Genomic DNA, 25,475 nt, shown 5'->3' with positions numbered 1-25,475 from the left:
CCAAAGTGAAGCCATTGAAATTACTGGCATGTCGCACTTGGAAATAGAATGTACCCGGCTACAGGTAAAAGTGGCGTAATCTATCTTATGGAACATCCAGGCGGTTTGCTGGCTGTTGCGTTTTGGCCCGAAACCGCGTTTTGCACGACTGTGGAAAACTGGAGATGCTGCGGTTTGCGGTGTTGCGTTGAAGCGAACCGATGGCATGGTTGCGTTCATTGAGGAACGCGAGTCACCATGCCGATCATCAATATAAGAAATGCAGCCCTGCCGCCATCTGCACGCGGGCTTGTCGCTGTGGGGCCGCTTGGTGTCCCACGGTTTTGGGCCACCATCTGGAGTGACGTCCTGAACCCGAGACTGGAGCCATCGAGCCGACAGAAATATCTCTTGGCGGCTCCGTCGAGCTTGCAGCGAACCACGGCGCTCCGGTTCGACGAGAACTAGCGATGGCTCACGGTGTGAGTTCGCCCGCCATCCACTCCCTTCGCATGAAGGCCCAGTCGATGAGTTCGGCCATGGACGGCCCCAGGGCCTTGCCCATCTCCGTCAGCGCGTACTCCACCTTTGGCGGTACCTGGGGATAGACGGTACGTGTCACGATCCCGTCCTTCTCCAGCTCCTTGAGTTGCTGGATGAGCATCTTCTGGTTCACGCCTTCGCACCGTCGTTCGAGTTCCGAGAAACGAAGGGCCTCCTTGGCTCCGAATAGTTGGCAGATGATGACGATCTTCCATTTGCCTTCGAGGACCCGCAGGGCGTCCGTCGTCGCGTCCGCCCACTTGCGCTGCTGCTGCGGGTCTCCGCATCTCCACTCTCGGTCCTGCGCCATACTTACCTTTTAGTGGGTAACCCACTTATCTGTCGGTTCTTGTTGAAGTCGCAGTATCCATTATCTTGGTAGGCAGCACAACAGGAGCACCAGCATGAAAATCGGCATCATCGGAATTGGCCACATCGGTGGCACTCTCGCCCGCAAGCTCGCATTAGCGGGACATGAGGTCTGGGTGGCGAACTCGAAGGGAGCCGACGCCGTCAGGCCGTTCGCCGACGAGATCGGAGCCACTGCGACGGACACGAAGGGGGCGATCTCCGGCGCGGACGCGGTCATCCTTTCAATTCCGCTTCTCGCCATCGAAAACCTGCCGAAGGACCTCTTCAAGGACCTACCTGCCAACGTTCCGGTCATCGACACCAGCAACTACTATCCGGGCCTACGCGACCCGCAGATAGCCGACCTCGACGCAGGCGAGGTCGAGAGCGTCTGGGTCTCCAGACAGATCGGCCGCCCCATCATCAAGGCCTTCAACAACATCCTCGCGTATTCCCTGGCGGAACTGGGTCAGCCCGAAGGCACGCCCGGTCGTTTGGCCGTGGCGGTCGCAGGAGACGACGCCGCCGCGAAGAAGATCGCCATGGCAATCTCGAATGAGGTCGGGTTCGATCCGGTTGACGGTGGATCGCTCGCCGAATCCTGGAGGCAGCAGCCGCTGACACCCGGATATTGCTGCGACTTCGACGCCCCCACCATGCGCAAGGCGCTCGATGCTGCGGTCGAGGGTGAAGCACCCACGAGATGGCCAGTGTTCAAGAGCAAGATGGCAGCGCTAGGACCGGACGCGACCCATGAGGACAGAGTGGCGATGAACCGTTCGTTCGCACCGCTTCAATAAAGCAACAGCGTCCTCTAATCGATCTGCAACACGACTTCATCGTGTTGCAGATCGACGGTTCGACGGAAAGCAACAAATCCTGCAAATTGAGGGTGTGCAACACACTTTAGATCGTTCAGTAGCGTGCATGGCCTGCTGGGCAAATCATCTCATCCACTCACTCACCCAGCTTCAGAGCCGAAACCGCACTCTTTGGAACTGAATGCGCATTTGCCAACGACGTGGCTGCGGTCGGAAGACCGGATTTTCTAGGAACGATTCATGGAAATACCTGACGACGCGAGCCGGCAGCATATGGGAAGTGGCGCCGCTGCGCATAGTGATGATCGTCGAGTTCAAACGGCCCGGACGGACAAGATACCGCATGGTCGAGGATTTTGTGGAAGATCGCCAAATATCTGCGTCAATTGAAGAGTCGATCGATCGAGGTGTTCACCGAAAAGGGACGGCAAGAATGCCGCCCCTATATTCAGTTGTTGCAATTCGAATCCTTTGGATCGCAGGCGCCGCGCGGCCTCCTACGATCATTACCCGGCGTGCGGTGATCGCCTCCGCGCCGGATGTCGCGCCTATTGTCGCCGTCGTTGCCCCGACGCTGAAAGTCACGTCGAACACGGTTGCCACCGTCATTGCCGTCGCGGCGGAAATCTGGTCGGCGCTCGAACTGCGGGCGGCGGTTCTGGTCATCGACGGCATCCCGCCTGCGATTGTCGCGATCGCGCGTAAAAGCGGGTTGACGTTCCTGGTCGCGATTGACGTTCGGGCGGCGACTGTCATCCGGCGCCCGATCAAAGTCAGGCCTACGATCGAATTCGGGGCGCCGGCCAGTGTCAAGCCGCCGATCAGAATCAGGTCGCCTGTCCAAATCCAGACGACGGTCGACGTCGCGGGGCGACGGCGGGCGGTAGAAATCAGGGCCGCGGCGCCAGCGGTCCCGGTCACGGTAGAAATCGCGGTTGCGGTAATAGCGGTCCCAATAGTTGCCAACGCTGAAGACCACCGTGGGAATGCCTAGTGGGCGATAATATTCCGGGCCGACATAGACGCGGCGGCTCTGATAGAGCACCTGGACATAGCGACCAGCAACCCAGCCACGGCCACCATAGAATTCAACGTCGCACCATGGAACGTCCGCAAGGCACCCGTGGATTTCGACGGATTCGCCAGCAGGAATAACGGCAACCGCGGGATAACCGGTACTTGGACCGGCACGCATGTTGACGTTCGCTGTCGAATAGCCTTCGGCAGCTTGGGCTAAAGCGGGCGCCAGCAAAAGCAGACTTGCTGCAGCAATCTTGAGAAGGGTGTGTCTCACGTTCAACTCCCTGCCGGTGCGGCCATAGTGTCACCGTGAATTTGTTGGACGCCTTCCATGGCTATAAAATAGTTAAGCGCTGGCAGCCGTTTACGAGGCGTCTCTGACCCATTTCATCTTGTTATGATTTATAGCGCCGTGCCGATGAACGCAGTTTGAACGTAATAATTGGATTACTTCTAGGTTTTGTTGTTCACAAGCGCACCCGCATTCTCTTCGGTCATCGTCGCGAACTTTCCACCCGGACAAGTATTCTTGATGAGACCCGCGGCTACCCGAAGATCATGCTCTGTGTGCGCGCCTCGCCGCATAGTGAACGGCAGCGCCAGGCAACAGTACCTTCCGTCGCGGGCATATTGAAATACGCTCCAAAGATCACGATCTGAGATTGGCAATCGGAGCCCTGAAGTGCTGTACCTCATCCCTGCCCTGTTCGTCATTGCGTGCGCGATTTTCGTGGGAAGGTCCTATGCTATCAAGGCGCGACTAGCCCAGGCCATGCTTGACCGAGCAATTGCACGAAAGCTTTCCACATCTCCTCTGAACCTGGAGGTGATGCACTTGAGGGAGCAAAATGCGGTGATGCGCAACCTCCTCCTAGACATGGTAGAGAACGAGACATCGGTTGCGACCGACCAAACAAAGTCGGAGCAAGCTCGCGCGTTGAGCGCCAGGACAAAGCGGCGACGGGAGATCTTCGGAGAAGCCGTATTCGTGCTGCAGCAAAACGAGAGACCCCAGGCATCAAATCAGAATCATAAGATTGCCGGTTAAGTCACCGCTTACAAAACAAGTGAGGCCAAAATTGTTCGGGGGCATGGTGAGACAGTTACAGTAGCACCTCGGTAAGTGGCGATTGGGAAAACTGCATTTCCTTCGTCTTGTTATGTGAAATCATCACCGAACGGAATGATTGAACTAACGGATCAATGTCTTGGGGGAAAGTTTTAAGTTCCGGTGTGAGGACTAAGCGACGACAGCGCCTGCGGCATGCACCACTAGTTGATGCACTACGCCCATTTGGGTGCGCGGATATTACTGTGATCCGGTTAGCCCTGCGCTGCTACCAAACGTTCGGAAACTTGCCAATCGCGCGCTCTGCGTGTTGAAGCTGATTGGATTATCAACATCGTAGCAACACAACTGGCTTGTCGCCGACGGTAGATCTGCCCGTGCGACCGATCTGTCGGAGTTGTCAAAGAGACTCAATTATTCTCGGAGGTTTTTCGGTCAGGCCGTTCGTCCAAGGGTGGAAAGTGCATCCTGCAGTCTAAGCGCCGCCAGTGCCTCGGTTGCCTCATCCGAAGACCATCCCGCTTCCAGCGCCGCAGACAGGACCAGCGATTCCGTTTGAAGCTCAAGCTTCTCATAAAGCGGCTCGATGGCTTCGCGCGCTGTTACAACGTGCTGGTCTGGTGGGGTGATGGGTGTGGCGGCAACCGTAGGCATGAAATGCTCCTCCTATTGAACGCTAAGGTTCGAAACCCGTTAGGGGCATCCTTGTTCCATTCATATCGCCTTTTCGGTCTTCGAGCGGCGATGCTAAAGATGACGACGCCACATATGGCGAAATTTCTTCCATCGCAGGAACGCGCGAATGATGATTGCCGGCGGGATCTTCTTGTGGTCGCCGACAGTCCCCTGCCTGGTGATAGATGCGTTCGGGTCGAGCAGAAACGCGACCAACGTGCTTGCACTCTGCGCCTCTACTTCGAGCTTGTCATCCGATAAATGCAGCCCCTGCTCGCCTTCGGCGAAGGTCTGCTTATCGACGACAACGGAACCGCTAAAGACATAGAAATAGAGGTCTCGGCTTTGTTTCTGCGGGAATTCCACCCGTACGCCCGCGTCTAGCCGCATGTCGAAGACGTCGATTGCGCTGCGGACATAGAAGGGCGCGCCCTCCCCTTCCGGCCCGACCAGGTGTCGCCAGACGTTTGCCGCGGCAGCTGGCATCGGCCCGTGCTGGATCTTCGGCTCGAGATCAACCGCATAAGGGCGAACGAGGATCTGCAGCATTCGCAGAGGCGGATCGGATGCCAGCGTCTCTTCGGAATGCCAAAAGCTTTTTCCGGCATTCATCACCATCAGATGATCGCGGTCGATCACCAGTCGGCCAGCGGCTTTGTCGTCGTGACGCATGACACCTTCGGGCACCCAGGAAATAATCTCGTCATTCCTGTGCTCGTGCATGGCGATCAAGCGGCCGGGATCGAGGATGGATTCAACGACCATGGCGAGAGGGCCTTGGCCGTGATCGGTCGGCTTCGGCTTCAACCAGCCCGGCATGTTGAGATGCGCGACGAAGCCTCCCATATCCCGCACCACGAATGTTCGTTCGCCCTTGAGCAGCATCGCATCCTCCATGCTTGCAAGGCAGTGACGACACCAGGCCATTGGCGCGCCGCGCATCATGAGCAAGAATCACGGTCGGCGCGTTCGTCCAGGCATTACAAATCAATCACGATGTCGCCCTTAGGTTTTGCGCAGCAGATCAGCACATTGCCATCCGCCGGAGCATCGACAGGGTCCGGCCGGTAGCCCACACTGCCCTCCACAAGTCCGGTCTCGCAAGTGTGACAGACGCCGGTTCGGCACGACCATCGCACTGGCACGTCGCAGGCCTCGGCCAGTTCGAGCAAGCTCTGGAATGTCGGCTCCCAGCGTACATTGAGACCCGTGCGGGCAAACGACACCATCGGCCCCGAGCCTGGAAGCCCTGCCGGCAAATGTGGCGGCCGGCGAGGCGAAGCAGCTATGCCGGGGGTCATCGCAGGACCAGCGCCGAACATCTCGGTGTGGATGCGATCCGGCGCGATACCCAAGGCAGCAAGGCCGAGGGTCAGATCGCTCATGAAGCTCGATGGTCCGCAGACATAGACGTCACAATCCCGCGGCAGGTTGAGCGACTTGAGCGCCTGCGCATCCAGATGGCCGCGAGCGTCAAAATCGATATCGGGCCGATCCTTGGGCTCGGGAGAGCTGTAGCAAATGTGGCTGTGATGGTGAGCGAGCGCCTTGAGCAGACCGCGCGCCTCCTCGGCAAACGGATGTTCGCGGCCATTGCGGGTTCCATATAACCACCAGACTTCGCGGTGCGATGCTTCGACCGCCAAAACATGAAGCATCGCGAGCACCGGCGTCACTCCGATCCCGGCACTCAACAGAACAACCGGCCTATCGCCCGGCTGCAATGTGAAACTGCCGCGTGCCGCACTTGCCTGCACGATGTCGCCAACCCGCAGCTCGTCGTCGATGTAGCCGCTGGCTGCGCCATGAACCTCCCGCTTGACGCTGACGCGATAATGCGTGGCGCTGGGCTCGCCCGACAGCGAATAGCTGCGCATCAGCGCAGGCGCCGAATCCCGTCCGAGCCGCAGCACCACGAACTGCCCGGGGAGTGCGACGGCAACAGGCTGGCCATCCGCCGGTTCGAGCACGAGGGAAACCACGCCGCCGCTTTCGCGCACCTTGCGCGACACACGCAGCGGGCGGAACCCGCGCCATGCCGGAGGCAGGCCGGGCGCAGCTGTCAGCCCGGCATTTCCTGTCGTCGCGCCCTCCTTCCGCTCCTGCTTGAGCAGGGCCTCGAAAGAATGACGCCAGCCTGCGCTCAGCGCCGGGATGCGCAGCGCGCGCTCCAACTGATCGCGCGGGTGACCCGGCATATAAAGCAGCGCGTTGATCTCGAAAACGCTCATACCCTCAGGCCCGGACGCCACCTTCGTGATCTCGTCGCCGGCCTGCACTTCCCCTTCCTCCAGCACACGGAAATAGAAACCAGGCCGACCGTGTTTGACCACCAGCGCGGCCATCTCCGGCTCGTCCATGCGTATGCCGAGCCGGTAGCAGGTGACGCGCGGTTGCGTCACTTCGAACAAAGCGCCGCCGATCCGGTAACGGTCTCCAATGCATACCTCTGCGTCGGGTAAGCCATCGACGGTGAAATTCTCGCCGAACTGCCCGTAGACGAAGTCGTCTCGGCGCAATTGCTCCTGCCAGTACCGATAGGAATCGATTTGATAGACAAAGACTGCGCGGCGTTCGCCGCCGTGGCCAGCGAGGTCGCCTTGTCCATCGCCGTCCACGTTCAGGCGCCGCACCATACGCGGGCCGTCGACCGGCGTCTTCCAAATGCCAGTGTTTACGATCTTGCCTTGCCAGGTGACGTCGCGCGGCAGGCCCACATTGATCGAAAGCAAGTGTACCATGACATTTCTCCCGAATGACGATCACCGCAATTTCGAGATCGACGGAGGATGGCTACAACGTCAATCTCAGCTCGAGATAGTGTTCGGTCAATGTCGTCAAGGTGAAGGCTCTGTTGAGGCCACTCGGATTTGGCAACAGCCAGATGACGGCGCCGGCAAATTCTTCGGGCTGCCGACCCCATTCAACATTGGCTCGAAGACTGATAGCCGCGTATGCCGCCTTTCCAAGGAAGGCCAGATTGGCTGGCGCAAACTTTCGTATCTTGTTTTCCAGGATGGGCGCGGCGCTGAGGTAATCCTGCCTTTTGAGCTCGCTTGCGCTTTTCGTGGGGCGTGAAACCGCGGATGTCAGACCACAGTCATATTGCAGCAGCTCGCGCTCTTCATCGGCCCGCAGCAGACGCGGTGTAAATCCAGCCAGATGCAAGACCCGCCAAAAACGGTTGCTCGGGTTCGAGAAATTATGCCCGTCGCGAACTGCGGACAGAGCCGGATTCAATCCGCAGAAAATAACGGAGAGACCAGGAGCGAGGATTTCCGACAATCCGGCTTTCGGCATCGTGGAGGCGTCTGGACCATCGAGTTCCGCGGACATGGCATCATCTTGCATTATGGGACATCGCTCGAATTTAGCCTGTCAAATACACCAACCATGCGTCGATCGGACGGTGCTAATCATCTTGCTGAAAATGCCGATGAATGGCCTTAGTGGCAATTTGAAAAATATCGGGCGCAATCGATTCTTTGACGGGATCTACAATGACCACCGAAGCAGCGCGTAATTTGCATCCCATCTATTTCATCGGAGCTTTTGCCACGGGTGGGCTCCTGACGTTCATGGTGCACCTCAATGGGGAGTTGGCCCGTTATGGGAATCCCCTGTTCTCATCTTGGACCGCACACGGCACGGGCATCATCGCAGCCGTCATTCTTCTCCTGGTGGTCCACCGCCGGCGCACGCCAAGGGTGGAAAAAGCCCCCAACGCGCCCTGGTGGGCCTATTTCGGTGGGATATCCGGTGCGGCAACGGTTATTCTGACCTCAACTGCGGTCAACTCACCGCTCGGGCTCTCCGGCACCTTGGCTTTGGGTTTGGCAGGCCAGGTCGCCTTCAGCGTCGCGGCCGACAGCTGGGGATTATTCGGTCTGCCAAAGCGGCGTCCGGATATGCGAGACATCGCCGCGCTCGGCTTGGTCGTCACGGGGGCTGCACTCATCATCCTGTTTGGGCGAGGCGCGGCGTGACGGTGTTCATTCTCCTCGCCTGCCTGGGCGGTGTGCTCGTCGGCCTCAGTCGTCAGCTCAATGGGCGGTTGAGCGTATCCACCACGCCGCTGATCGCATCCTTCTGGAATCATGCCATAGGCTTTGCTGTCCTCACCTGCCTTGGCCTCGTCGTCGGGGGCCTGCTTCCTGCGGGCGCTGCCGAGGCGCCTTGGTATGCCTACCTGGGTGGTTCGATCGGCGTTATTTTCGTGGCGGCGGGCAGTTGGGTCATTGCCCGAATAGGTGCGGTCAATTCGGCTCTGCTGATCATCGGTGGCCAGATGGTAACAGGGGTGGCGTTTGATTATATCAGCGCGGTTCCAGCGTCATTTTGGGCGAACGCGACCGGAATTGTTCTCATCGTCGGCGGAATGATGGTCAGCCGGCGACGACGCAAAGCCGGCGGCTCGCAATAGCCAAGCGCCGTGCTGCGATTCCGGTGCCATCGCTGACCGGGCAATTTCAGCGGCCGGTCGCAAGGGGACGGATGGACGGCGGAGAATGGCTCCCCGCCGTAAAGAACGGCCAAGACCAGTATGCACGCGCCCGACAAGCGGAAATAGCCGGGAAGCCCGGCGGCCGGGAACTACCGGCTGTGAACCGGTGCGGGCATCACATTGTCGGGGATCGGGCATGTATAGGCTTTGCCGCTGGTCTTTTCTCGCCACTCGGCCGTCGCGGCTGCCAGGAGGTCGGATGACGACATCAATGCGAGACCCGTGGTCGCAAGCGTCTTGGCCGCATGCGCCATGGCTTTGTGCGCGGCCGGGCTCTTTCCCTGCGCGACGACCTGCCAGGTGTGGGGATTGGTGCCGATCGCCCAGGCTGGCGCCCAGCATTGCGCGGTCGGCGTCACCCAGCTGACGTCGCCGACGTCGGTCGATCCGGCCCGGAAATGCGATTGTCCCTCGAAATCGCGCAGACCGGTGTGCAAGGGCGTCGAGCCATCGACCTTGGCGTTGGAGAATACGTCGCCCTTGATCTGGTAGAGGCGGATGCTGCTCCTGATCGCTTCCTGCGTGAAGGTATCCTGGATTTTCCTGGCAAAGGCGATGTCGGCCTCGTCGAAGGCTATCGGACCGAGCGCGACCATATTCTCGTGCATCGCCGTTTCGAGCGTGATGTTGGGAAGAAGGTTCGTCGAGGCGGTGTCGAACACGATCTCGACCGCGGTTTCGGTCATCATCGCCGCACCTCGTGCAACTTTCTCGACGCGCCCGGCAAGCTCAAGTGCCTGCGGCATGTCAGGCGCCCTGATCAGATAGAGAACCTCGGCGTTGGCCTGCACGACATTGGCGGCCCTGCCGCCGGTGTCGGTGATCGCGTAGTGAACGCGACAATCCTGCGGCATGTGTTCGCGCAGGAAATTGACGCCGACATTCATGAGTTCGACCGCATCGAGCGCCGAACGGCCGAGATGGGCGCTGTTGGCCGCATGTGCCGCGACACCCCTGAAGCGATAGTAATGTTCGAGAACGGCAAGATTGTTCGTCGAGCGAACACCGTTGAACGGAGCCGGATGCCAGGTCAGGGCGGCATCGACGTCATCGAATGCGCCGGCGCGAACCATGAAGGTCTTGCCGGAACCGCCCTCCTCTCCCGGGCAGCCGTAATAGCGCACCGTTCCGGGCAGGTTGTTCGCCTTGAGGTGGCCGGCAAGCGCAACGGCCGCCATCAGCGACCCGACGCCAAGCAGATTGTGCCCGCAGCCGTGACCGGTTGCTCCCGCCGCCTCGGGAAGAGGCTCGACCACGTCGGCGGTCTGGCTCATTCCGGCCAGGGCATCGAATTCGCCGAGGAAAGCAATCACCGGCTTGCCGCTGCCGGATTCGCCGATGAAGGCCGTTTCCATGTCTGCGACGCCGCGGCGCACGGCAAAGCCGTTTTCCTCGAGTGTCCTAGCTAGCAATTGCGACGAGCGCCGCTCCTCGAACTTCAACTCCGCGAAATCCCAGATACTGTCGCTGAGAGCGATATAATCCGGCTTCATCTTTTCGATCGTCGCGGCAATGGAGCCGATCGCGTCAAGATTCATGGCATTTCCTCGCTGTCTGTCCTGCCGCCACAGGGACGTGTTGCACCGGATCCGGCAGGATTGCCTGCCGGATCTCCTGTTGACTGTCGAAGCGGGATGGCGGCGCCCGACCTACCGGGCCCGGCAGTTCAGGCTCAATTGTCGAGCGAAACTTCCCAAAGACGGGCATTCGATTGCCAGACGGGCTGGCCCTTCAGCTTCTTGGTCGCGCCCCAGACATCGACCATGTCATAGAGGAAGATGCCCGGCATTTCCTTGAGCATCAGCGTGTGAAACTCGTCGAAGATCGCCTGACGCTTTGTCTGGTCGGCTTCCGCATAGGCGGCCTTCATCAACTCGACGGCCTTCGGGTCATCCCACATCAAAGAAGCGTTCTTGTCCTTGTTACCGACATAGAAGCCGTACATCAGCGCCGGATCGAGCCGCGGTGCGACCGATTGCGAGATGATCTGGTAGTTGCCGGACCGGCGGCGATCGACCTGCGTCGCATAGTCGAGCACCTCGATCTGCACATTGAGACCTGCCTGCTGCATCATGGCCTGCGCCATCACCGCGGCCGGGAAGCTTGGCACGTTGCTGCGCTTGTTGGCGATGATGGTAATCGGCTCGCCCTTATAGCCGGCCGTCGCAAGCTCTTTCTTCGCGGCCTCGATGTCGTAGGGCAGACGCTCCTTCTGGACATCGTCGAAATAGAGCGAGTCTTGCGAAACCATCGAACCGTTGGCTGCGCCGGTGCCATTGGAGGCGGCCTCGACGAGCTGGTCGAGATCGAGTGCCATCGCCATGGCGCGACGCACGCCGGGATTGCTCAGAACCTTGTCGCGCGTCTGGATGTAGAAGAGGTTTTTGCCGTTGTTGCGCGCCACGATCAGCTGCATCGTGTCGCTCGTCTTGAATTCGGGAATGAGATCCGGCGAAATCTCGGCGGTGTCGAGCACGCCGGACTGAAGGCCGGCCTTTACGGTCGAAGCATCGGGAATGACCATGAACTTGATGCCATCGACGCGAGGGCGCTTGGAACCGACCATGCCGTCGGGCTTGCCGTCATTCTCTGGCGAGACATAATCGTCGAACTTGGCGAGATGGATATACTCGCCCTTCTTCCATTCATCCCATTTGAAGGGACCGGTGCCGATCGGCTTGACGAAGCTTCCGTCCGCGCCGACCGATTCCGGGGAAATCATCCCGGTGTAACCGCATTCGGGGCGCGACATCAGGCCAAGGAAAACTGCGGATGGCTTTTCCAGCGTGATGGTGACTGTGGAAGCATCGACCGCCTTGACCCCCGTAACATGCACGCTGCCGCTGCCGTCGAAGTCGGGAAGGCAGGTCCATTTCGTTTCGGGCTTGAGATAACGGTTCCAGTTCCACACGACGTCATCGGCGGTCAATGTCTTGCCGTTGTGGAATTTGACGTCGTCACGCAGTTTGAAGCTGTAGCTCAGCCCATCGGCCGAGACTTCAAAACTCTTTGCCAGCAGCGGCTTGACCTCGCCGTTGTTGGCATAGCCGACGAGCCCCTCGACGATATGCAGGATGACGCCATCGGTGTTGCCGTCGCGATTGACGCCCGGATTGTTGCTGCGCAGATCGGAACTTTGAGCCACGACGATGTCGCGGGCGTCGACCAAGCCGGTCATCGCCATCAACATGGTGCCTGCAAGAAGAAGCTTGTGCATTGTTCTACCCTCTTTTTATGGATTGTTAGGATCGGAGTTCATCCCAGCAGGCGCGCGAAAGCCGGCCGATGGTTTCAAGCGCGACCGTGTAGCCAGGGGTGCCGTCCGGCATTTCCTGCGGCACCTCGTCGGTATAGGCGGCGATGATGTAGAAGGGGGAACCCTCGCGATAGACGATACCGGCATTCATGCGGCCGCGCTTTCCCGTGCCGCCCTTGTGGGCGACGAGCACACCGAAAGGTAGCCGGGAGGGAATGGCATAACGCAGGATCTGGTTCTTCAGGGTTTGAAGCGCATAAGCGCTGAGCGCCTGCGAGCAGCCGAGCCGGTCTGCGGCTTCCCGCGAATCCTGCGCATCCAGGATGGTCTGCAGCAGATAGACCTGATCCCGCGCCGTCGTCGTGGTGACGGCCTTCAATGAATGATCGGGCGACAGCGCCAAGGGAGGGATGAGGAAGCGATGGTTGGTGCCCGTCATGCCGATCGACTTGCAATAGCTGTCGACCTCTTCGAGCGTCAGCCTTTCGAAGACCATCTTGGTGCAGACATTGTCGCTCAGCACCATCATGCCGGTGATGGCATCGCGCAGCGATATGACGATACCAGGCGTCAGATAGCGGAACATCCCGCTCGCCACTTCCTCAGCGAAACGTTTTTCGTAGGTGATCTGTTCGTCCAGGTCCAGGCGGCCTTCATGGGCGGCCTTCAGGGCCGCCATCATGATCGAGGTCTTTCGGGTGCTGGCGGAAGGGGTTTCCTCGTCCGCGCCTCTGCCGATCGTTTCGCCGCTGCCAAGTGCACGCACCATGAAGCGCGTCACGAACGGCTGGGTATCGCAGATCGCGTTCAATCGCTCCGCGAGCTTTGCGGATTCAATCATCGTCGTCATGTCAGTTCTCCAGGCGCCATTTGAGGATCACGCCGCCCTGAGCATTGTGGTCCAGAGCGGGGATGGCCGAGAGAAGCCTTTGCGTATAGGCCTCCTTCGGGCTGTCGAAAACCGTAGCGCGGTCGCCCTCTTCGATGATCCGGCCGTCCTGCATGACGACGACGCGATCGGCCACCTGTTCGACCACGCCGAGATCGTGGCTGATGAACAGGCAGGAAAAGCCGTAGCGTTTTTGCAGATCGGACAGGAGTTCGAGCACCTGCGCCCGGACCGTCACGTCAAGCGCCGATACCGGCTCGTCGGCGATCAGGAATTTCGGCCGGCGCGCAATGGCCCGGGCAATCGCCACGCGCTGACGCTGGCCGCCCGAAAGCTCATGCGGATAGCGCCCGGCGTAGTCGGCCCCAAGGCCGACCTCCTCCAGCGTCTCCAGGGCGCGCTTGCGCTTAGCCATAGCGTCGAGATCGGCAACGAGCCGCAGCGCTTCTTCCACAAGCGCGACGATGGTCATGCGCGGATTGAGCGAGGAATAAGGATCCTGAAAAACCATCTGGCAATTCAGCCGATAATCCATCCAATCGTCGTTGCGGCTGCGTCCCTTGAACCGGATATCGCCTTCGCTCTCGCGGACCAGCCCGGCAATGGTGCGGCCGAGCGTGGTCTTGCCGGAACCCGAACCGCCGACCAGTGCCACGACTTCGCCCTCGTGGATATCGATGCTGACGCCATGCAGCGCCCGTTTCGGCGTTGCCTTCTTCATCAGCGACCGCCGGCCCGCATAGTCGACGACAATATCCCGCGCCGAAACCATCGGCGCCTTGGTCTTGTCGATCGTCCGCGTCTCTCCGCGGAACGGCAGGGAGGAAAGCAGCTTCTTCGTATAGGCACGCTGCGGTGCGTCGAGCAGATCGGCGGTGCGCCCTTCTTCGACGATCACGCCCTTTTCCATGACGACGATGCGGTTCGTGTAGCGGGCAACCATCGGCAGATCGTGACTGATCAGCAGCACGGCGGTGCCTTCCGCCTGCGTCAGCTCCACCATCAATTCCATGACATCGCGCTGGATCACGGCATCGAGCGCGGTCGTCGGCTCGTCGGCGATCAAGAGCGCCGGTTTCAGCAGCATGACGGATGCCAGCATGATGCGCTGACGCATGCCGCCCGAGAATTCGTGCGGATAGGCAGTGAGCGCCCCGGCGGGATCGTGGATTCCGACCCGGTTCAGCATGTCGAGGATCCGGCTGCGCCGCTCTTCCTTCGAAAGTTTCGTATGCAGCTGCAGCCCTTCTTCGAGTTGGCGGCCGACGGTCATCGAGGGATTGAGCGAGGTCATCGGCTCCTGGAAGACGACACCGACTTCTGCACCACGCAATTGGCGCAATTGCGCGCCGTTCATGGAAAGCACGTCGCGTCCCTTGTAGGCAACGGAGCCGCCGATCACCTTGATGGGCGCCGGCAGCAGCGAGATCAGGGCGCGTGTTGCCAGCGTCTTGCCCGATCCGCTTTCTCCGACGATGCCGAAGATCTCGCCGGGCGCGATGTCGAAGCTGACGTCCTTGACAACCTGCACACCGGTTCCGGTGACCTGAAGCGACAGGTTGCGGACATTCAAAAGCGTTCTATTGGTCATTTCAGCCCCCTCATCCGCGGATCAAGCTTGTCCCGAAGAGCGTCGCCCAGAAGATTGATGCCGAGGAGCGTCAGGGCGATCGCCAGGCCCGGGAAGAGACCCAGCCAGACCGCCTGCTCGATGAATGGCCGGCCGGCGGCCAGCATGTTGCCCCAGGTCGGTGCCGGTGGCGGAACGCCGAGGCCGAGAAAGCTGAGCGCGCTTTCGGAAAGGATCGCCCAGCCGAACATCGAGGTCGCCAGCACGGTGATCGGAGCGATGCAATTGGGGAGGATATGGCGGAACATGGTGTAGAGCTCGCCATTGCCCATCACCTTGGAGGCCTCGATGAATTCCCGCTCGCGCAGTGACAGGACGGCACCCCGGACAACGCGGGCCATGGAGGGAGAATAGGCAATGCCCAGCGCGAAGATGATGCCATATTGGTTGGCGCCGAAGACGGCGAGCAATCCCAGCGCCAGAAGGATGCCCGGAAAGGCAAGAAGCGCATTGTTGACGGCCATGATGACGGCATCGATCCAACCGCGGGCGTAGCCGCTGACGAGACCGATCAGCGTGCCGCAGACCGTCGCGAATGTGACCGTCAAGGTGCCGATCCAGACGCTCGCCCGGGCGCCGACGATCAGGCGGCTGAGCACGTCGCGGCCGAATTCGTCGGTTCCGAGCCAGTGGGCGCTGCTTGGTGCCGCCAGCCGTGCCGTGAAGCCGAGCTTCATCGGATCATAGGGGGTCCAGAAAAGGCCGATCGCAGCGGAGATCAGCAATGCGGCAATCAGAATGCTGCCCATGAAGCCGTTGAACGTGACGTTTTTCATTCGGCGACGACCCGCGGATCGAACAGGGGATAGAGCAGGTCGACGACCAAATTGACCAGCACATAGGATAGCGAGACGAACAGCAGGCAGCCCTGGATCACGGGGTAATCGCGGGCAAAAATGCTGTCGACCATCAGTCGCCCGAGCCCCGGAATGGTGAAGACCGTCTCGATGACGGCAATGCCGCCGAGCAGATTGCCGAGGATCAGACCGATGACTGTCCAGGTCGGGCCGAAGGCATTCTTGAAGGCGTGCCGCCAAAGGACGGCGCTTTCGGAAAGACCCTTGGCCCGGGCGTGGGTGATATAGTCGAGACGCAGCACTTCCAGCGTCGAGGCGCGTGCCATGCGGATCAACACACCCATCTCGTGAATGACCAGGGTCATGATCGGCAGCACGAGGTAGACCAGGCCGCCGGTAACGTTGCTGCCTATCGAGACATAGCCCAGGACCGGTAACCAGCCGAGTTTCAAGCCGAAGAAAAGCAGAAGCAGGAGTCCGAGCCAGAATGTCGGGATCGACAGCAGGATCGTGGCCGTGCCGACCAGCGCCAGGTCCGTCAGACTGTTCTGCCGCCAGGCGGCGATGACACCCGCCGGCACGGCGATGAGGCTCGCCAGAAGGACGGCGACGACAACGATTTCGGCGCTGACCAGAAAGCGTGATGCGACGAGCGGCAGAACCGGCTCGTCATTGACGATCGAGCGGCCGAAATCACCCTGGACGACATTGGCGGTCCAGATCAGGAACTGTTGCGGCAGCGATTTGTCGAGGCCGAGTTCCGAGCGCATCGCCGCGATCTGCTCCGGCTCAGCCATATCGCCCAGCATCAGTGCCGCCGGATCGCCGGGTATGAAGCGGATCAGCGTGAAGACAGTCACCGAGACGAGGGCGATCGTCGGCAATGCCATCAGCAGGCGGTTCAGAACGAATTTCAGCATTTTTGTTCCCCGCGATGGGCAACGGACAGTACCCGGCGCCATCGGTTTCGTTGCTGCAGACTATGATCGAATGAAGAAATATCCGCAATATTATGCGATTCTGTCATAAGTCTATGCGGAATATGACCGCAACCAAAGCGGCTGCGTTGGTGTAAGAGTTCAGGCTAAAAATTTGATTTTAAATGTCTTTTTGCGAAAGCTTAATCTGTCGCTTTAAGGCATCGCTCAGAGCATGGGCGGCAATCGAGAGTGGCGTCCCAACCGCCCTCGCCAATCCGAATTCCTGGGTCGCGCGTGGCACGAAAGGACGGTGGACCACCGGCAGATGGCGATAGAGATTTGCATAAAAGCTGCTGATGATCGTGACCCCGAGGCCATGCGCGACGTAGGAACAGGCGGAACTGTTGGTATGCGTCTCGATCTTGACGATCTGCTTGATGCCGGCCCGTCGGAAGGTCTGGTCGAGCGCCATGCGGTTCGGCCGTTGGCGGCCGATCAGAATGAGAGGAACGTCGCGCAAATTCCTGACCGTGATTTCCTCCAGTTTCGCAAGAGCATGATCCTTCGGAACGACGCAGACGCTTTCGCCGGTGGCGACGCGCTCGACCTCGATGCCCGGTCCGCTCTCGCCCTCCATGCGCAGAAAGCCGAAATCGATCACCCGCTGCTCGACGAGCTTGTTGATCGCGGTCGTCGTCTCGAAGAAGGTTTCGATCCGCACACCTGGGAAATCGCTGATGTAATCGGCCAGCATTGCCGGCGCGAAATGCTCCCACATGCTGCTCGGCAGGCCGATGCGGACGATCTCCGGGCCGGCGGCGCCGCTTCTTAAGTCCTCCGCGTGGCCCGACATCCGATCGACCGCGAGCAAGATGTTTTCGGCATCGCGGGCAAGAAGCAGGGCCTCGGGGGTGGGGATGAGACGGCCTTTGTCGCGCACGAAAAGCGACATCGAAAGGTCCGCCTCGAGCTGCTGGAGAAGGCGGCTGACGCCGGACTGACTGAGCCCCATCGTCTTTGCCGTGGCAATCGTCGACCCTGTCGCCAGAAGCGTGCGCAGGACTTCCAGTTGCTTGATATTCATGTGTTTGCGATCCCCCGGGACGGTTCAGGCACCGTCATCATGCCCAGTCCGAAATGCTTTGAAGGAAGAGGCTGGCGGCCTTGGGCATCGGAAATTTCTCGCCGCTGATCAGCGCGTAGGCAACCGGCAGTTCCGGTTCGAGCGGAATGAACTGCAGCGCCAGCGTCGCATATTCGCGGGCGATGATCTCGCCGACCAGCGCAATGCCGAGCCCCTGCGCGGCCAGCGCGCAGGCACTCGCCACCGAATGCGCTTCGAGCAAGGGGCGTTGGCGGATGCCGGCCTTGTAGAACAACGCCTCCAGCTCATGGCGAACCGGTCGCTCCCTGTTCAGCATGATCAGATCCTGCCCCTTCAGATCGCCGACCGACAATTGCCGGCTGCCGGCGTTCGGATGATCATTGTGCAGGACGCAAATGATCCGCGACGACAGGATCTTCTCCTGTTTCAATCCCGGGCTCATCAGCGGCAGACGCGCGAAGCCGAGATCGGCCTCGCCGTCGGCCACCATCCGTTCAATTGCCAGATAGCTGCCGGATGCGACTTCGACGCGCATCGGACCATTCGCGGCGAGAAAGTTCTTCACCAGCTTCGGAATACGCGTCGAGGAAAGACTGGAGGGAAAGGCGAGCCGCAGCATGATCTCGCGCGATCGACCGCTCTCGAGCTCCATCGCCGCCGTTTTCAAGGCGCGCAGCCGGTCTGAAATGGCACGGATTTCCGGGCCGAGCTGCAGCCCCTCGCGGGTCGGTTGAAGCCGGTTCTTTTCCCGGTCGAAAAGCCGGACGCCGAGATAGTCTTCCAGTTGCTGCAATAAGCGGCTGGCATTCGATTGCGAGATACCAAGCTCGACGGAAGCGGCGATCGTCGAGCCTGTCGCGGCGATGGCGTCATAGGCTTCGATATGCTTCAGGCTGATCGCCGCACTCGTGTCGCGCGCCATTCTATCTCCAATGTCGATAGCCCTACCCGCAAACCGCATAAGATTGCGGACCTGCGGAAAGTTGAACATTTTCCGCTGAGAACCAAACTCACGGAAAGACTTTCGTCAATGGCCACCATTCTCCGGAAGATCGCGGAACAGGTCCTGTCGCGAACGACGTTCTCGAACGTCGCCATGGACCGGGCAAGAGATGCTGTGGTGGACACGATCGGCTGCATGATTGCAGGCAGTGGCGATGAAAGCGTTGCTGCGCTCACCCGCGCCTTCGACCGGGAAATCGCCGGAGGCGGCAAAGCGCGGCTCATCACCGGCGGCTCCGCCTCGCCCTCTTTCGCCGCACTCATCAACGCAACGGCGGCTCATGCGCTCGATTTCGATGACAATTTCCATCCGGCAAGGGCGCATGCTTCCGCGGTGCTGGTGCCGGCGCTGCTGGCGGTTCTGACGAGCGGCAAGGTGACAAGCGGAAGACGGTTTCTCGAGGCCTACCTGGCCGGGCTGGAAGCGCAGGCGGCTGTCGGCTTTGGCGTCAATCCCTCTCACTACAACAGGGGCTGGCACGCGACGGCGACGGTCGGCAGCATCGGGGCCGCGGCTGGCGTGGCACGGCTTCTCGGCGCCGACGAAGAGAGCCTAACCGCGGCGATGAGCCTCGCGACGAGCTTCGCCTGCGGCCCGAAAGGGCAATTCGGCACGAGCGCCAAACCGCTTCATGCCGGCATTGCAGCGCGCAATGCCGTGGACGCGGCGCGCATGGCGCTTGCGGGCATGAGCGGACGGGCGGATATCCTCGAACGGCCGCAAGGCTTCCTCGATCTTTTCGGGGGCGATGATGCCAAGGGCTGGGACGACCTGACATTCGAGAAGGAGCATATCATCGAAAGCCGGGGCGTGGTGACCAAGCGCCATCCCTGCTGCGCCTCGACCCATCGCGCAATCGACGCGCTTCTGGATCTGAAGCAGGAGCATGGGCTTTTGGCGGGCGACATTGCCAGGATCGAGGCGAAAGTCGGCATATCCGCTGTCCGCAACCTCGCTTATCCCGACCCTGCCGACGAGATGCAGGCACGCTTCTCGATGCAGTATTGCCTGGCGACAGCTTTCCTCAAAGGCTCCCTTAGCCTTTCGGATTTTACACGGCAGGAGATTGGGCGGCCGGAAATCCGGGAATTCATGCCGCGCATCGACATGCGGTCCTATTCGGCTGATGAGGAAAAAGGCGTGGAGCGCCTCCCGCATGTCGTCACGGTCATGATGCGCGACGGGCGCATTTTGAACAAATCCCGCTTGCATGCGAAGGGATCGCTCGAAGCGCCGATGAGCGTTCATGAACGTGAAGTCAAATTCATCGACTGCTTGCGCTGGGGAAGTCGGACTGCGTCCGGCGCTTCTTTCCTGCAGCTTCGCAAGCTTGCCGATGTTGAAAACCTGTCTGGCGACGATCTCTTCTGGAGCCTGATTGCAGACCGTTAGTCGCCTTGACAAGCCGTGGGGACGGACAGGCGGCGGGGAACGCCTCCCCGGCCGCATCATCGTTCAGGCGGCAGCCTTCTCAGGCGAGGTATTTCGTAAACCAGTCGACCGTTCGCTGCCAGGCGAGCTTGGCTGCTGCTTCGTCGTAGCGGGGCGTGGAATCATTGTGAAAACCGTGATTGACGTCAGGGTAGATGTAGGCCTCGAACGTTTTTCCCGATGACTTCAACGCAGCTTCATAGGCCGGCCAGCCTTCGTTTATCCCCTTGTCCAGCCCGGCATAATGGAGAAGCAGTGGCGCCTTGATCTTCGGCACGTCTTCTGCACGCGGCTGCCTGCCGTAAAAGGGCACGGCTGCGGCAAGTTCCGGATAGGCCACCGCCGCGGCGTTGGCGACGCCGCCGCCATAGCAGAAGCCGGTGATGCCGACCTTGCCGGTGGTGAGATCGCTGTGCATCAAAAATTCGACCGCCGCGAAGAAATCGTTCATCAGCTTTTCCGGGTCGACCTTCTGCTGGAGTTCCCGCCCCTTTTCATCGTTGCCGGGGTAGCCTCCGACCGACGTGAGCCCATCGGGCGCAAGGGCTATGAAGCCTGCCTTTGCCACGCGCCGCGCCACATCCTCGATATAGGGGTTCAGACCTCTGTTTTCGTGAACGACCACCACGGCCGCGACTTTGCCGGCGGCTTTTGCAGGGCGGACGAGATAGCCGCGGACATCTCCATTTCCTTTTGGCGAGGGATAGGTGATGTATTCGGCTGATATATCGGGATCGGTGAACTCGACCTGGGTCGCCAGCGCATAGTCGGGGCTCAGTGACGCAAGAATGGCGGCTGCCGTGACGCCGCCGACAGCGAATTTGCCGGCCCGGTCGAGAAACTCGCGCTTGGTAATTCTCCCGTGCGCGTAATAATCGTAGAGTTCGAGAAGTTCCTGAGGGAAATCCTTGGCTGTCATGCGGGTCATGATGGCTCCTCCTTGCCTTCGGGTCTCGCACTATCCTACACACGTAAACTCGCGGCTCTTTTCAACATTTCGCGAGTTCTGCGTGAGCTTGCCGGGGCGATCGTTGGCTGCGCCAACAGTCGCTGAATTCGCCGCCCCGGCGTCAAGAGATGCGGCCTATTCCCTTTGGCAATCGACGTCCGGCCGGTCGCAGCCAGCAATCGACCGCCGGCTACCGATCTATGAAAATTAATTTCATGCTCGCGCTTTGAGGCCCGTTTTCTATTGACGCCTCGCGATTTTTGTCCCAACTTAAAGAAAATAAATTACTAAATGGGAACTTGATCGGCATGAAAGTGGGAATCATCGGGCTAGGATTCCGGCTCGGCTATCTCGGCTATGTTTTCAAGGCAATCGATAGCAGCTTCGACATTGTAGGCTATGTGGATCCGGAACCAGCCGGACTTCCCGGATTGACGGAAAAGGGAATTTCGGTCGGCAAGGCCTATGGTTCGCCGGAGGAGCTCCTTGCCTCCGAAAAGCTCGATCTCCTGATGATCGGCTCCCCCAATCACCTGCATCTCGACCACATCAGGCTCGGACTTCAAGCCGGTCTCAAGGTCTTCTGCGAAAAGCCGATCGTCACCACGATCGCTGAAAGCATCGAACTTGCCCATCTGATGGCAAAATTCGGCCACGAGCGACTGATGGTCGGTCTCGTCTTGCGCTATTCTCCTCTTTATAAGGATCTCCGCGCTATCCAGGCCGAGGGCAAGCTTGGTCAGATCGTGTCGATCGAGGCCTCCGAACATATCGAGCCTTATCACGGTGCCTTCTTCATGCGCGACTGGCGCCGCTATGAGCGCTATTCCGGCAGCTTCATGCTGGAGAAATGCTGCCACGACCTCGATCTTTACAATGGTGTCGCCGGCGCAAGGCCGGAACGCGTCGCAAGTTTCGGTGGCCGCAAGAGCTTCATTCCGGCAAACGACCCGGCGCGCGAGGGCATCAACGACCTCGAGCTTTTCCACCGCAAGCCGAGCGGGTGGATGGGATCGGACAAGGTCTTCGACAGCGATGCCGATATCATCGACTATCAGGTGGCGATCGTCGAATATGCCAATGGCGTCGGCATGAACTTTCACACCAATCTGAATGTGCCCGATCAATTCCGCCGTTTTGCCATCATGGGTTCGCGCGGCATGGCCGAAGGCGATTTCGTGCGCGGCTATCTCGACGTTCACGAACAGCTGACCGGCAACAAGATTGTCGAAAACAAATATGCCGCCACCGAGCTCTCCCAGCACTACGGCGCCGATGAACAGATGGCGAGCGATCTGCTTGAAAGCGTGCGCACCGGGCTCGAACTTCCTGTTTCCACGCTGAATGCGCTCGAAGCCGGTATCCTCGCCTTGGCGATGGACGAAGCGAGGATGAAGAAAGCGGTCATCGATCTGCGTCCCATCTGGGACCGCTTCGACGAAGCCCTTCACGCAAGAGCGGCTTGAGGAGGGCGGCAAGATGAGTGTTCAAAGAAGCACCTTCATCTTCGCTTGCATCCTTCTTCTTCCGGCTGTGCTCTATGTTCTGGCGATCGTCGCCTATCCGCTGGTCGATACCTTCATTCTCTCCTTCACCGATGCATCCCTTAAGAAGACCACCAATTGGGTCGGCTGGGTCAACTACGAGAAAATCTTCAACGAGCGGTTTGCAGAAGTCATCATCCGTACGTTCATCTGGACATTCTTCTCGGTCGCCCTGAAAATGGTGATCGGCACTTTCGGTGCGACCATGCTGAATGCCGCGGTCCCCGGCCGCTCGCTGTTCCGGCTTTTGACCATGCCGCCATGGATCGTGCCGATGGCGATCGGTATCTTCATGTGGGGCTGGATGTATAATGGCCAGTTCGGGATGATATCAGGCATGTTGCAGCGCTTCGGTCTCGTCGACGGTCCGGTCGCCTTCCTCGCCTATGGAAGCACCGCTTTCTGGGCAACGATCGTCACCGACGTGTGGATCGGCGTGCCGCTGGTGACGATCTACTTCCTGGCCGCGATCCAATCCATTCCGAAGGATCTCTACGAGGCCGCCTGGACCGACGGCGCCGGCCGCTGGTACCGCTTCCGCCGCATCACGCTGCCGCTGATGGTTCCGGCGATCATCACCATGTCGATGCTGTCGCTGATCGCCACCTTCAACTCATTCGACATCATCTGGATCCTGACGCAGGGCGGACCGAGCGGCGAGACCACGACGATGATCATCGATACCTATCAGACCGCGATCGGCTCGAAGAAATACGGTGAAGGTGCCGCGCGCGCCGTTTTGATCTGTATCTTCCTCTCGCTCTTCTGCTTCGCCTATTTCCGCGTCACCCGCCGTCTCAACCCGGAGAAGCGCGCATGAGCAATGCAGCCATGATCGACCGTTACCGCTGGTGGGAAATCATCCTGATCTATTGCGGCATCGCGCTGTTTCTTTTCTTTGTGCTGTCGCCCTTCGTCGAAGGTTTCCTGGTTTCGCTGAAGCCGCTCAGCCAGCTCTTCTCTTCGCCCTACCGCTTCTGGCCGGAGAACGGCTCGTTTGAAGCCTATCGGACGATGTGGATCAGCGTGCCGGGCTTCGGGCGCTATATCTTCAACTCGTTCTTCATCTCGATCATCGTCACGCTGATCGTGCTCTGCCTCGTCATTCCGGCGGCCTATGCCTTTGCGAAGTTCGAATTCAAGGGCATGGGGATCCTGCTCGGCGCGTTCCTGACGGTGAACATGTTCTCGGGCGCCGTGCTGTTGATCCCGCTCTTCCGGCTGATGCGCAGCATCGGCGTGCTCAACACCTATCTCGCCATGATCGTGCCGGGCGTCGCCTTCTTGATTCCGTCGGCGATCTGGCTGCTGCGCACCTACATGATCCGCATTCCACAGGAACTCAACGAAGCGGCCTACATGGATGGCGCCAGCCATTTCTATACGCTTCGCCGTGTCATCCTGCCCATTGCGATGCCGGGGATTATCGTCGTCGCCATTACCACCTTCATCGGCGCTTACGCCCAGCAATTCATCTTCGCGCTGACGTTCAACTCGAAGACCGAATACATGCCCTTGCCGGTGGGGCTCTTTGCTTACTTCGGCAAGCAGGAGGTCATCTGGAACGAACTGATGGCGGCTTCCTTCGTCGGTATCGCGCCGGCAATGGTCGTCATCTTCTTCCTTCAGCGCTACCTTGTCGGCGGGCTGACCGCCGGTGCGGTGAAACAATAAGACCAAAAAACGAGTGAACAGCTAACACAAGAATGGGAGTCACGACGTGAGCATTACCATCAAGACAGGCCTTATGGCGCTCGCCCTGCTCGGTTCGACGGCACTGACCGCCGTCACTGCCCAGGCGGCCGACAAGGAAATCAGCTGGATCTATTGCGGCGACACGATCGACCCGGTCCACACCAAATACATCAAGCAGTGGGAAGAAAAGAACGCAGGCTGGAAGATCGCCCCCGAGGTCGTCGGATGGGCGCAGTGCCAGGACAAGGCAACGACGCTCGCCGCCGCCGGCACGCCGGTGGCGATGGCCTATGTCGGTTCGCGCACGCTGAAGGAATTCGCGCAGAACGACCTCATCGTTCCGGTGCCGATGACAGACGACGAGAAGAAGACCTACTATCCGCACATCGTCGACACGGTCACCTTCGAGGGCTCACAGTGGGGCGTTCCGATCGCCTTCTCCACCAAGGCGCTCTACTGGAACAAGGATCTCTTCAAGCAGGCCGGCCTCGATCCCGAGACGCCGCCGAAGACCTGGGCTGAAGAAATCGCGATGGCAAAGACCATCAAGGAAAAGACCGGCATTCCGGGCTACGGTCTCTCCGCCAAGACCTTCGACAATACGATGCACCAGTTCATGCATTGGGTTTACACCAATAATGGCGCGGTGATCGATGCCGACGGCAAGGTCACGCTCGACAGCCCTGAGATTCTTGCTGCGCTGAAGGCCTACAAGGATATCGTTCCCTACTCCGAAGAAGGTCCGACCGCCTACGAGCAGAACGAAGTCCGCGCCATCTTCCTCGACGGCAAGGTCGCCATGATCCAGGCAGGTTCGGGTGCGGCCGACCGCCTGAAGAAAACGAAGATCAGCTGGGGCATCACGACGCTGCCGCTCGGTCCCGACGCCAAGGGCCCCGGCACGCTGCTGATCACCGACAGCCTGGCGATCTTCAAGGGTTCGGGGGTCGAGGACAAGGCGACGGAATTTGCCAAGTTCATCACCTCGCCCGACGTGCAGTCGGAATACGAACTGCAGGGCGGCGCCGGTCTCACTCCCCTGCGTCCGTCAGCCAAGGTCGACGAGTTCGTCGCCAAGGATCCTTACTGGAAGCCCTTGATCGACGGCATCAGCTATGGTGGTCCCGAGCCGCTCTTCACCGACTATAAGGGCTTCCAGAACTCGATGATCGAGATGATCCAGTCCGTGGTCACGGGTAAGGCCGAGCCGGAAGCGGCGCTCAAGAAGGCTGCTGGCGAAGTCGAGGCGTTCAAGTAAGCTTTTTGGGCCCCTGGGATCGCGGACGGCAACAGC

At 59.8% G+C, this 25,475-nt stretch carries 25 protein-coding genes; 9 read left to right on the top strand and 16 right to left on the bottom strand.

Annotation, left to right across the window (positions count from 1 at the left end):
* Together C3Y91_RS37645 and C3Y91_RS08680 are read right to left on the bottom strand one after the other, a co-directional pair.
* The coding region (locus C3Y91_RS37645) for a hypothetical protein (RefSeq protein WP_210267739.1) at positions 1-219 on the bottom strand (219 nt) is incomplete at its 3' end.
* Positions 220-454: 235 nt separating this feature from the next.
* On the bottom strand, positions 455-832 hold the full coding sequence (locus C3Y91_RS08680) for a winged helix-turn-helix transcriptional regulator (RefSeq protein ID WP_012757092.1): 378 nt from the start codon (positions 830-832) through the stop codon (positions 455-457).
* 55 nt (positions 833-887) lie between these two features.
* On the opposite strand from C3Y91_RS08680, the gene C3Y91_RS08675 reads away from it, so the two are divergent.
* Complete coding sequence (locus C3Y91_RS08675; protein ID WP_281033333.1) at positions 888-1,673, top strand: NADPH-dependent F420 reductase; 786 nt, start codon at positions 888-890, stop codon at positions 1,671-1,673.
* A gap of 469 nt (positions 1,674-2,142) precedes the next feature.
* Here the strand turns inward: C3Y91_RS08675 and C3Y91_RS08670 are convergent, their stop codons facing one another.
* Positions 2,143-2,988, bottom strand: coding sequence for an SH3 domain-containing protein (locus tag C3Y91_RS08670; RefSeq protein WP_130665909.1), 846 nt, complete (start codon positions 2,986-2,988; stop codon positions 2,143-2,145).
* Between the two features lie 408 nt (positions 2,989-3,396).
* Between C3Y91_RS08670 and C3Y91_RS08665 the strand changes: the two genes are divergently transcribed.
* The gene (locus C3Y91_RS08665) at positions 3,397-3,762 is read left to right on the top strand and encodes a hypothetical protein (RefSeq protein WP_024320055.1); all 366 of its coding nucleotides are present in this window, start codon (positions 3,397-3,399) and stop codon (positions 3,760-3,762) included.
* A gap of 456 nt (positions 3,763-4,218) precedes the next feature.
* Here the strand turns inward: C3Y91_RS08665 and C3Y91_RS08660 are convergent, their stop codons facing one another.
* The 4 genes from C3Y91_RS08660 to mug form a co-directional block, all read right to left on the bottom strand.
* Entirely contained in the window at positions 4,219-4,437 is a 219-nt protein-coding gene (locus tag C3Y91_RS08660) for a hypothetical protein (RefSeq protein WP_003547964.1), read from the bottom strand.
* A gap of 93 nt (positions 4,438-4,530) precedes the next feature.
* Positions 4,531-5,343: a pirin family protein gene (locus C3Y91_RS08655; protein ID WP_168575252.1), complete on the bottom strand. Its 813-nt coding sequence runs from the start codon at positions 5,341-5,343 to the stop codon at positions 4,531-4,533.
* A 95-nt stretch (positions 5,344-5,438) separates the two neighbouring features.
* Positions 5,439-7,199 carry an MOSC and FAD-binding oxidoreductase domain-containing protein gene (locus C3Y91_RS08650; RefSeq protein ID WP_168575251.1) on the bottom strand — a complete coding sequence of 587 codons (1,761 nt, stop codon included), beginning with the start codon at positions 7,197-7,199 and terminating at the stop codon, positions 5,439-5,441.
* A 52-nt stretch (positions 7,200-7,251) separates the two neighbouring features.
* On the bottom strand, positions 7,252-7,794 hold the full coding sequence (gene mug, locus C3Y91_RS08645) for a G/U mismatch-specific DNA glycosylase (protein WP_246780184.1): 543 nt from the start codon (positions 7,792-7,794) through the stop codon (positions 7,252-7,254).
* A 164-nt stretch (positions 7,795-7,958) separates the two neighbouring features.
* Here mug and C3Y91_RS08640 point away from each other — a divergent pair, with 164 nt between their 5' ends.
* Entirely contained in the window at positions 7,959-8,444 is a 486-nt protein-coding gene (locus C3Y91_RS08640; RefSeq protein WP_131618550.1) for a DMT family transporter, read from the top strand.
* On the top strand, positions 8,441-8,881 hold the full coding sequence (locus tag C3Y91_RS08635; protein ID WP_130665905.1) for a DMT family transporter: 441 nt from the start codon (positions 8,441-8,443) through the stop codon (positions 8,879-8,881). The genes C3Y91_RS08640 and C3Y91_RS08635 overlap by 4 nt, the downstream gene beginning before the upstream one ends.
* A 170-nt stretch (positions 8,882-9,051) precedes the next feature.
* On the opposite strand, the gene C3Y91_RS08630 is transcribed toward C3Y91_RS08635, so the two are convergent.
* The 8 genes from C3Y91_RS08630 to C3Y91_RS08595 all read right to left on the bottom strand — a co-directional run bounded on the left by C3Y91_RS08630 (position 9,052) and on the right by C3Y91_RS08595 (position 18,550).
* On the bottom strand, positions 9,052-10,500 hold the full coding sequence (locus C3Y91_RS08630) for a M20 family metallopeptidase (RefSeq protein ID WP_168575249.1): 1,449 nt from the start codon (positions 10,498-10,500) through the stop codon (positions 9,052-9,054).
* A gap of 134 nt (positions 10,501-10,634) precedes the next feature.
* On the bottom strand, positions 10,635-12,179 hold the full coding sequence (locus C3Y91_RS08625; protein WP_130665903.1) for an ABC transporter substrate-binding protein: 1,545 nt from the start codon (positions 12,177-12,179) through the stop codon (positions 10,635-10,637).
* 25 nt (positions 12,180-12,204) lie between these two features.
* Positions 12,205-13,068 (bottom strand): serine hydrolase, encoded by an 864-nt coding sequence (locus tag C3Y91_RS08620; protein ID WP_018071203.1) that lies wholly within the window; start codon positions 13,066-13,068, stop codon positions 12,205-12,207.
* 1 nt (position 13,069) lies between these two features.
* Positions 13,070-14,698: an ABC transporter ATP-binding protein gene (locus tag C3Y91_RS08615; RefSeq protein ID WP_130665902.1), complete on the bottom strand. Its 1,629-nt coding sequence runs from the start codon at positions 14,696-14,698 to the stop codon at positions 13,070-13,072.
* Positions 14,695-15,513 carry an ABC transporter permease gene (locus tag C3Y91_RS08610; protein ID WP_168575248.1) on the bottom strand — a complete coding sequence of 273 codons (819 nt, stop codon included), beginning with the start codon at positions 15,511-15,513 and terminating at the stop codon, positions 14,695-14,697. Before C3Y91_RS08610 ends, C3Y91_RS08615 begins: the two co-directional genes overlap by 4 nt.
* Positions 15,510-16,454, bottom strand: a complete 945-nt coding sequence (locus C3Y91_RS08605; protein WP_130663496.1) for an ABC transporter permease — start codon at positions 16,452-16,454, stop codon at positions 15,510-15,512. Before C3Y91_RS08605 ends, C3Y91_RS08610 begins: the two co-directional genes overlap by 4 nt.
* A gap of 178 nt (positions 16,455-16,632) precedes the next feature.
* Entirely contained in the window at positions 16,633-17,538 is a 906-nt protein-coding gene (locus tag C3Y91_RS08600; RefSeq protein WP_024320070.1) for a LysR family transcriptional regulator, read from the bottom strand.
* Positions 17,539-17,575: 37 nt separating this feature from the next.
* Positions 17,576-18,550, bottom strand: coding sequence for a LysR family transcriptional regulator (locus tag C3Y91_RS08595; protein ID WP_174826981.1), 975 nt, complete (start codon positions 18,548-18,550; stop codon positions 17,576-17,578).
* A gap of 39 nt (positions 18,551-18,589) precedes the next feature.
* On the opposite strand from C3Y91_RS08595, the gene C3Y91_RS08590 reads away from it, so the two are divergent.
* Positions 18,590-19,954, top strand: coding sequence for an MmgE/PrpD family protein (locus C3Y91_RS08590; protein WP_027690168.1), 1,365 nt, complete (start codon positions 18,590-18,592; stop codon positions 19,952-19,954).
* 79 nt (positions 19,955-20,033) lie between these two features.
* On the opposite strand, the gene yghX is transcribed toward C3Y91_RS08590, so the two are convergent.
* Positions 20,034-20,921 carry a YghX family hydrolase gene (gene yghX / locus C3Y91_RS08585; RefSeq protein WP_024320073.1) on the bottom strand — a complete coding sequence of 296 codons (888 nt, stop codon included), beginning with the start codon at positions 20,919-20,921 and terminating at the stop codon, positions 20,034-20,036.
* Positions 20,922-21,250: 329 nt separating this feature from the next.
* On the opposite strand from yghX, the gene C3Y91_RS08580 reads away from it, so the two are divergent.
* From C3Y91_RS08580 to C3Y91_RS08565, 4 genes are all read left to right on the top strand, one after another.
* The gene (locus C3Y91_RS08580) at positions 21,251-22,408 is read left to right on the top strand and encodes a Gfo/Idh/MocA family protein (protein ID WP_024320074.1); all 1,158 of its coding nucleotides are present in this window, start codon (positions 21,251-21,253) and stop codon (positions 22,406-22,408) included.
* A gap of 13 nt (positions 22,409-22,421) precedes the next feature.
* On the top strand, positions 22,422-23,306 hold the full coding sequence (locus C3Y91_RS08575) for a carbohydrate ABC transporter permease (protein WP_024320075.1): 885 nt from the start codon (positions 22,422-22,424) through the stop codon (positions 23,304-23,306).
* On the top strand, positions 23,303-24,160 hold the full coding sequence (locus C3Y91_RS08570; protein WP_018071212.1) for a carbohydrate ABC transporter permease: 858 nt from the start codon (positions 23,303-23,305) through the stop codon (positions 24,158-24,160). Before C3Y91_RS08575 ends, C3Y91_RS08570 begins: the two co-directional genes overlap by 4 nt.
* A 73-nt stretch (positions 24,161-24,233) precedes the next feature.
* Positions 24,234-25,439: an ABC transporter substrate-binding protein gene (locus tag C3Y91_RS08565; protein WP_018071213.1), complete on the top strand. Its 1,206-nt coding sequence runs from the start codon at positions 24,234-24,236 to the stop codon at positions 25,437-25,439.
* The last annotated feature ends 36 nt before the right edge of the window (positions 25,440-25,475 follow it).

Source organism: Rhizobium ruizarguesonis (genome assembly GCF_012349115.1).
Lineage (GTDB): Bacteria > Pseudomonadota > Alphaproteobacteria > Rhizobiales > Rhizobiaceae > Rhizobium > Rhizobium ruizarguesonis.
This window is presented reverse-complemented; position numbering and strand designations above follow the sequence as displayed.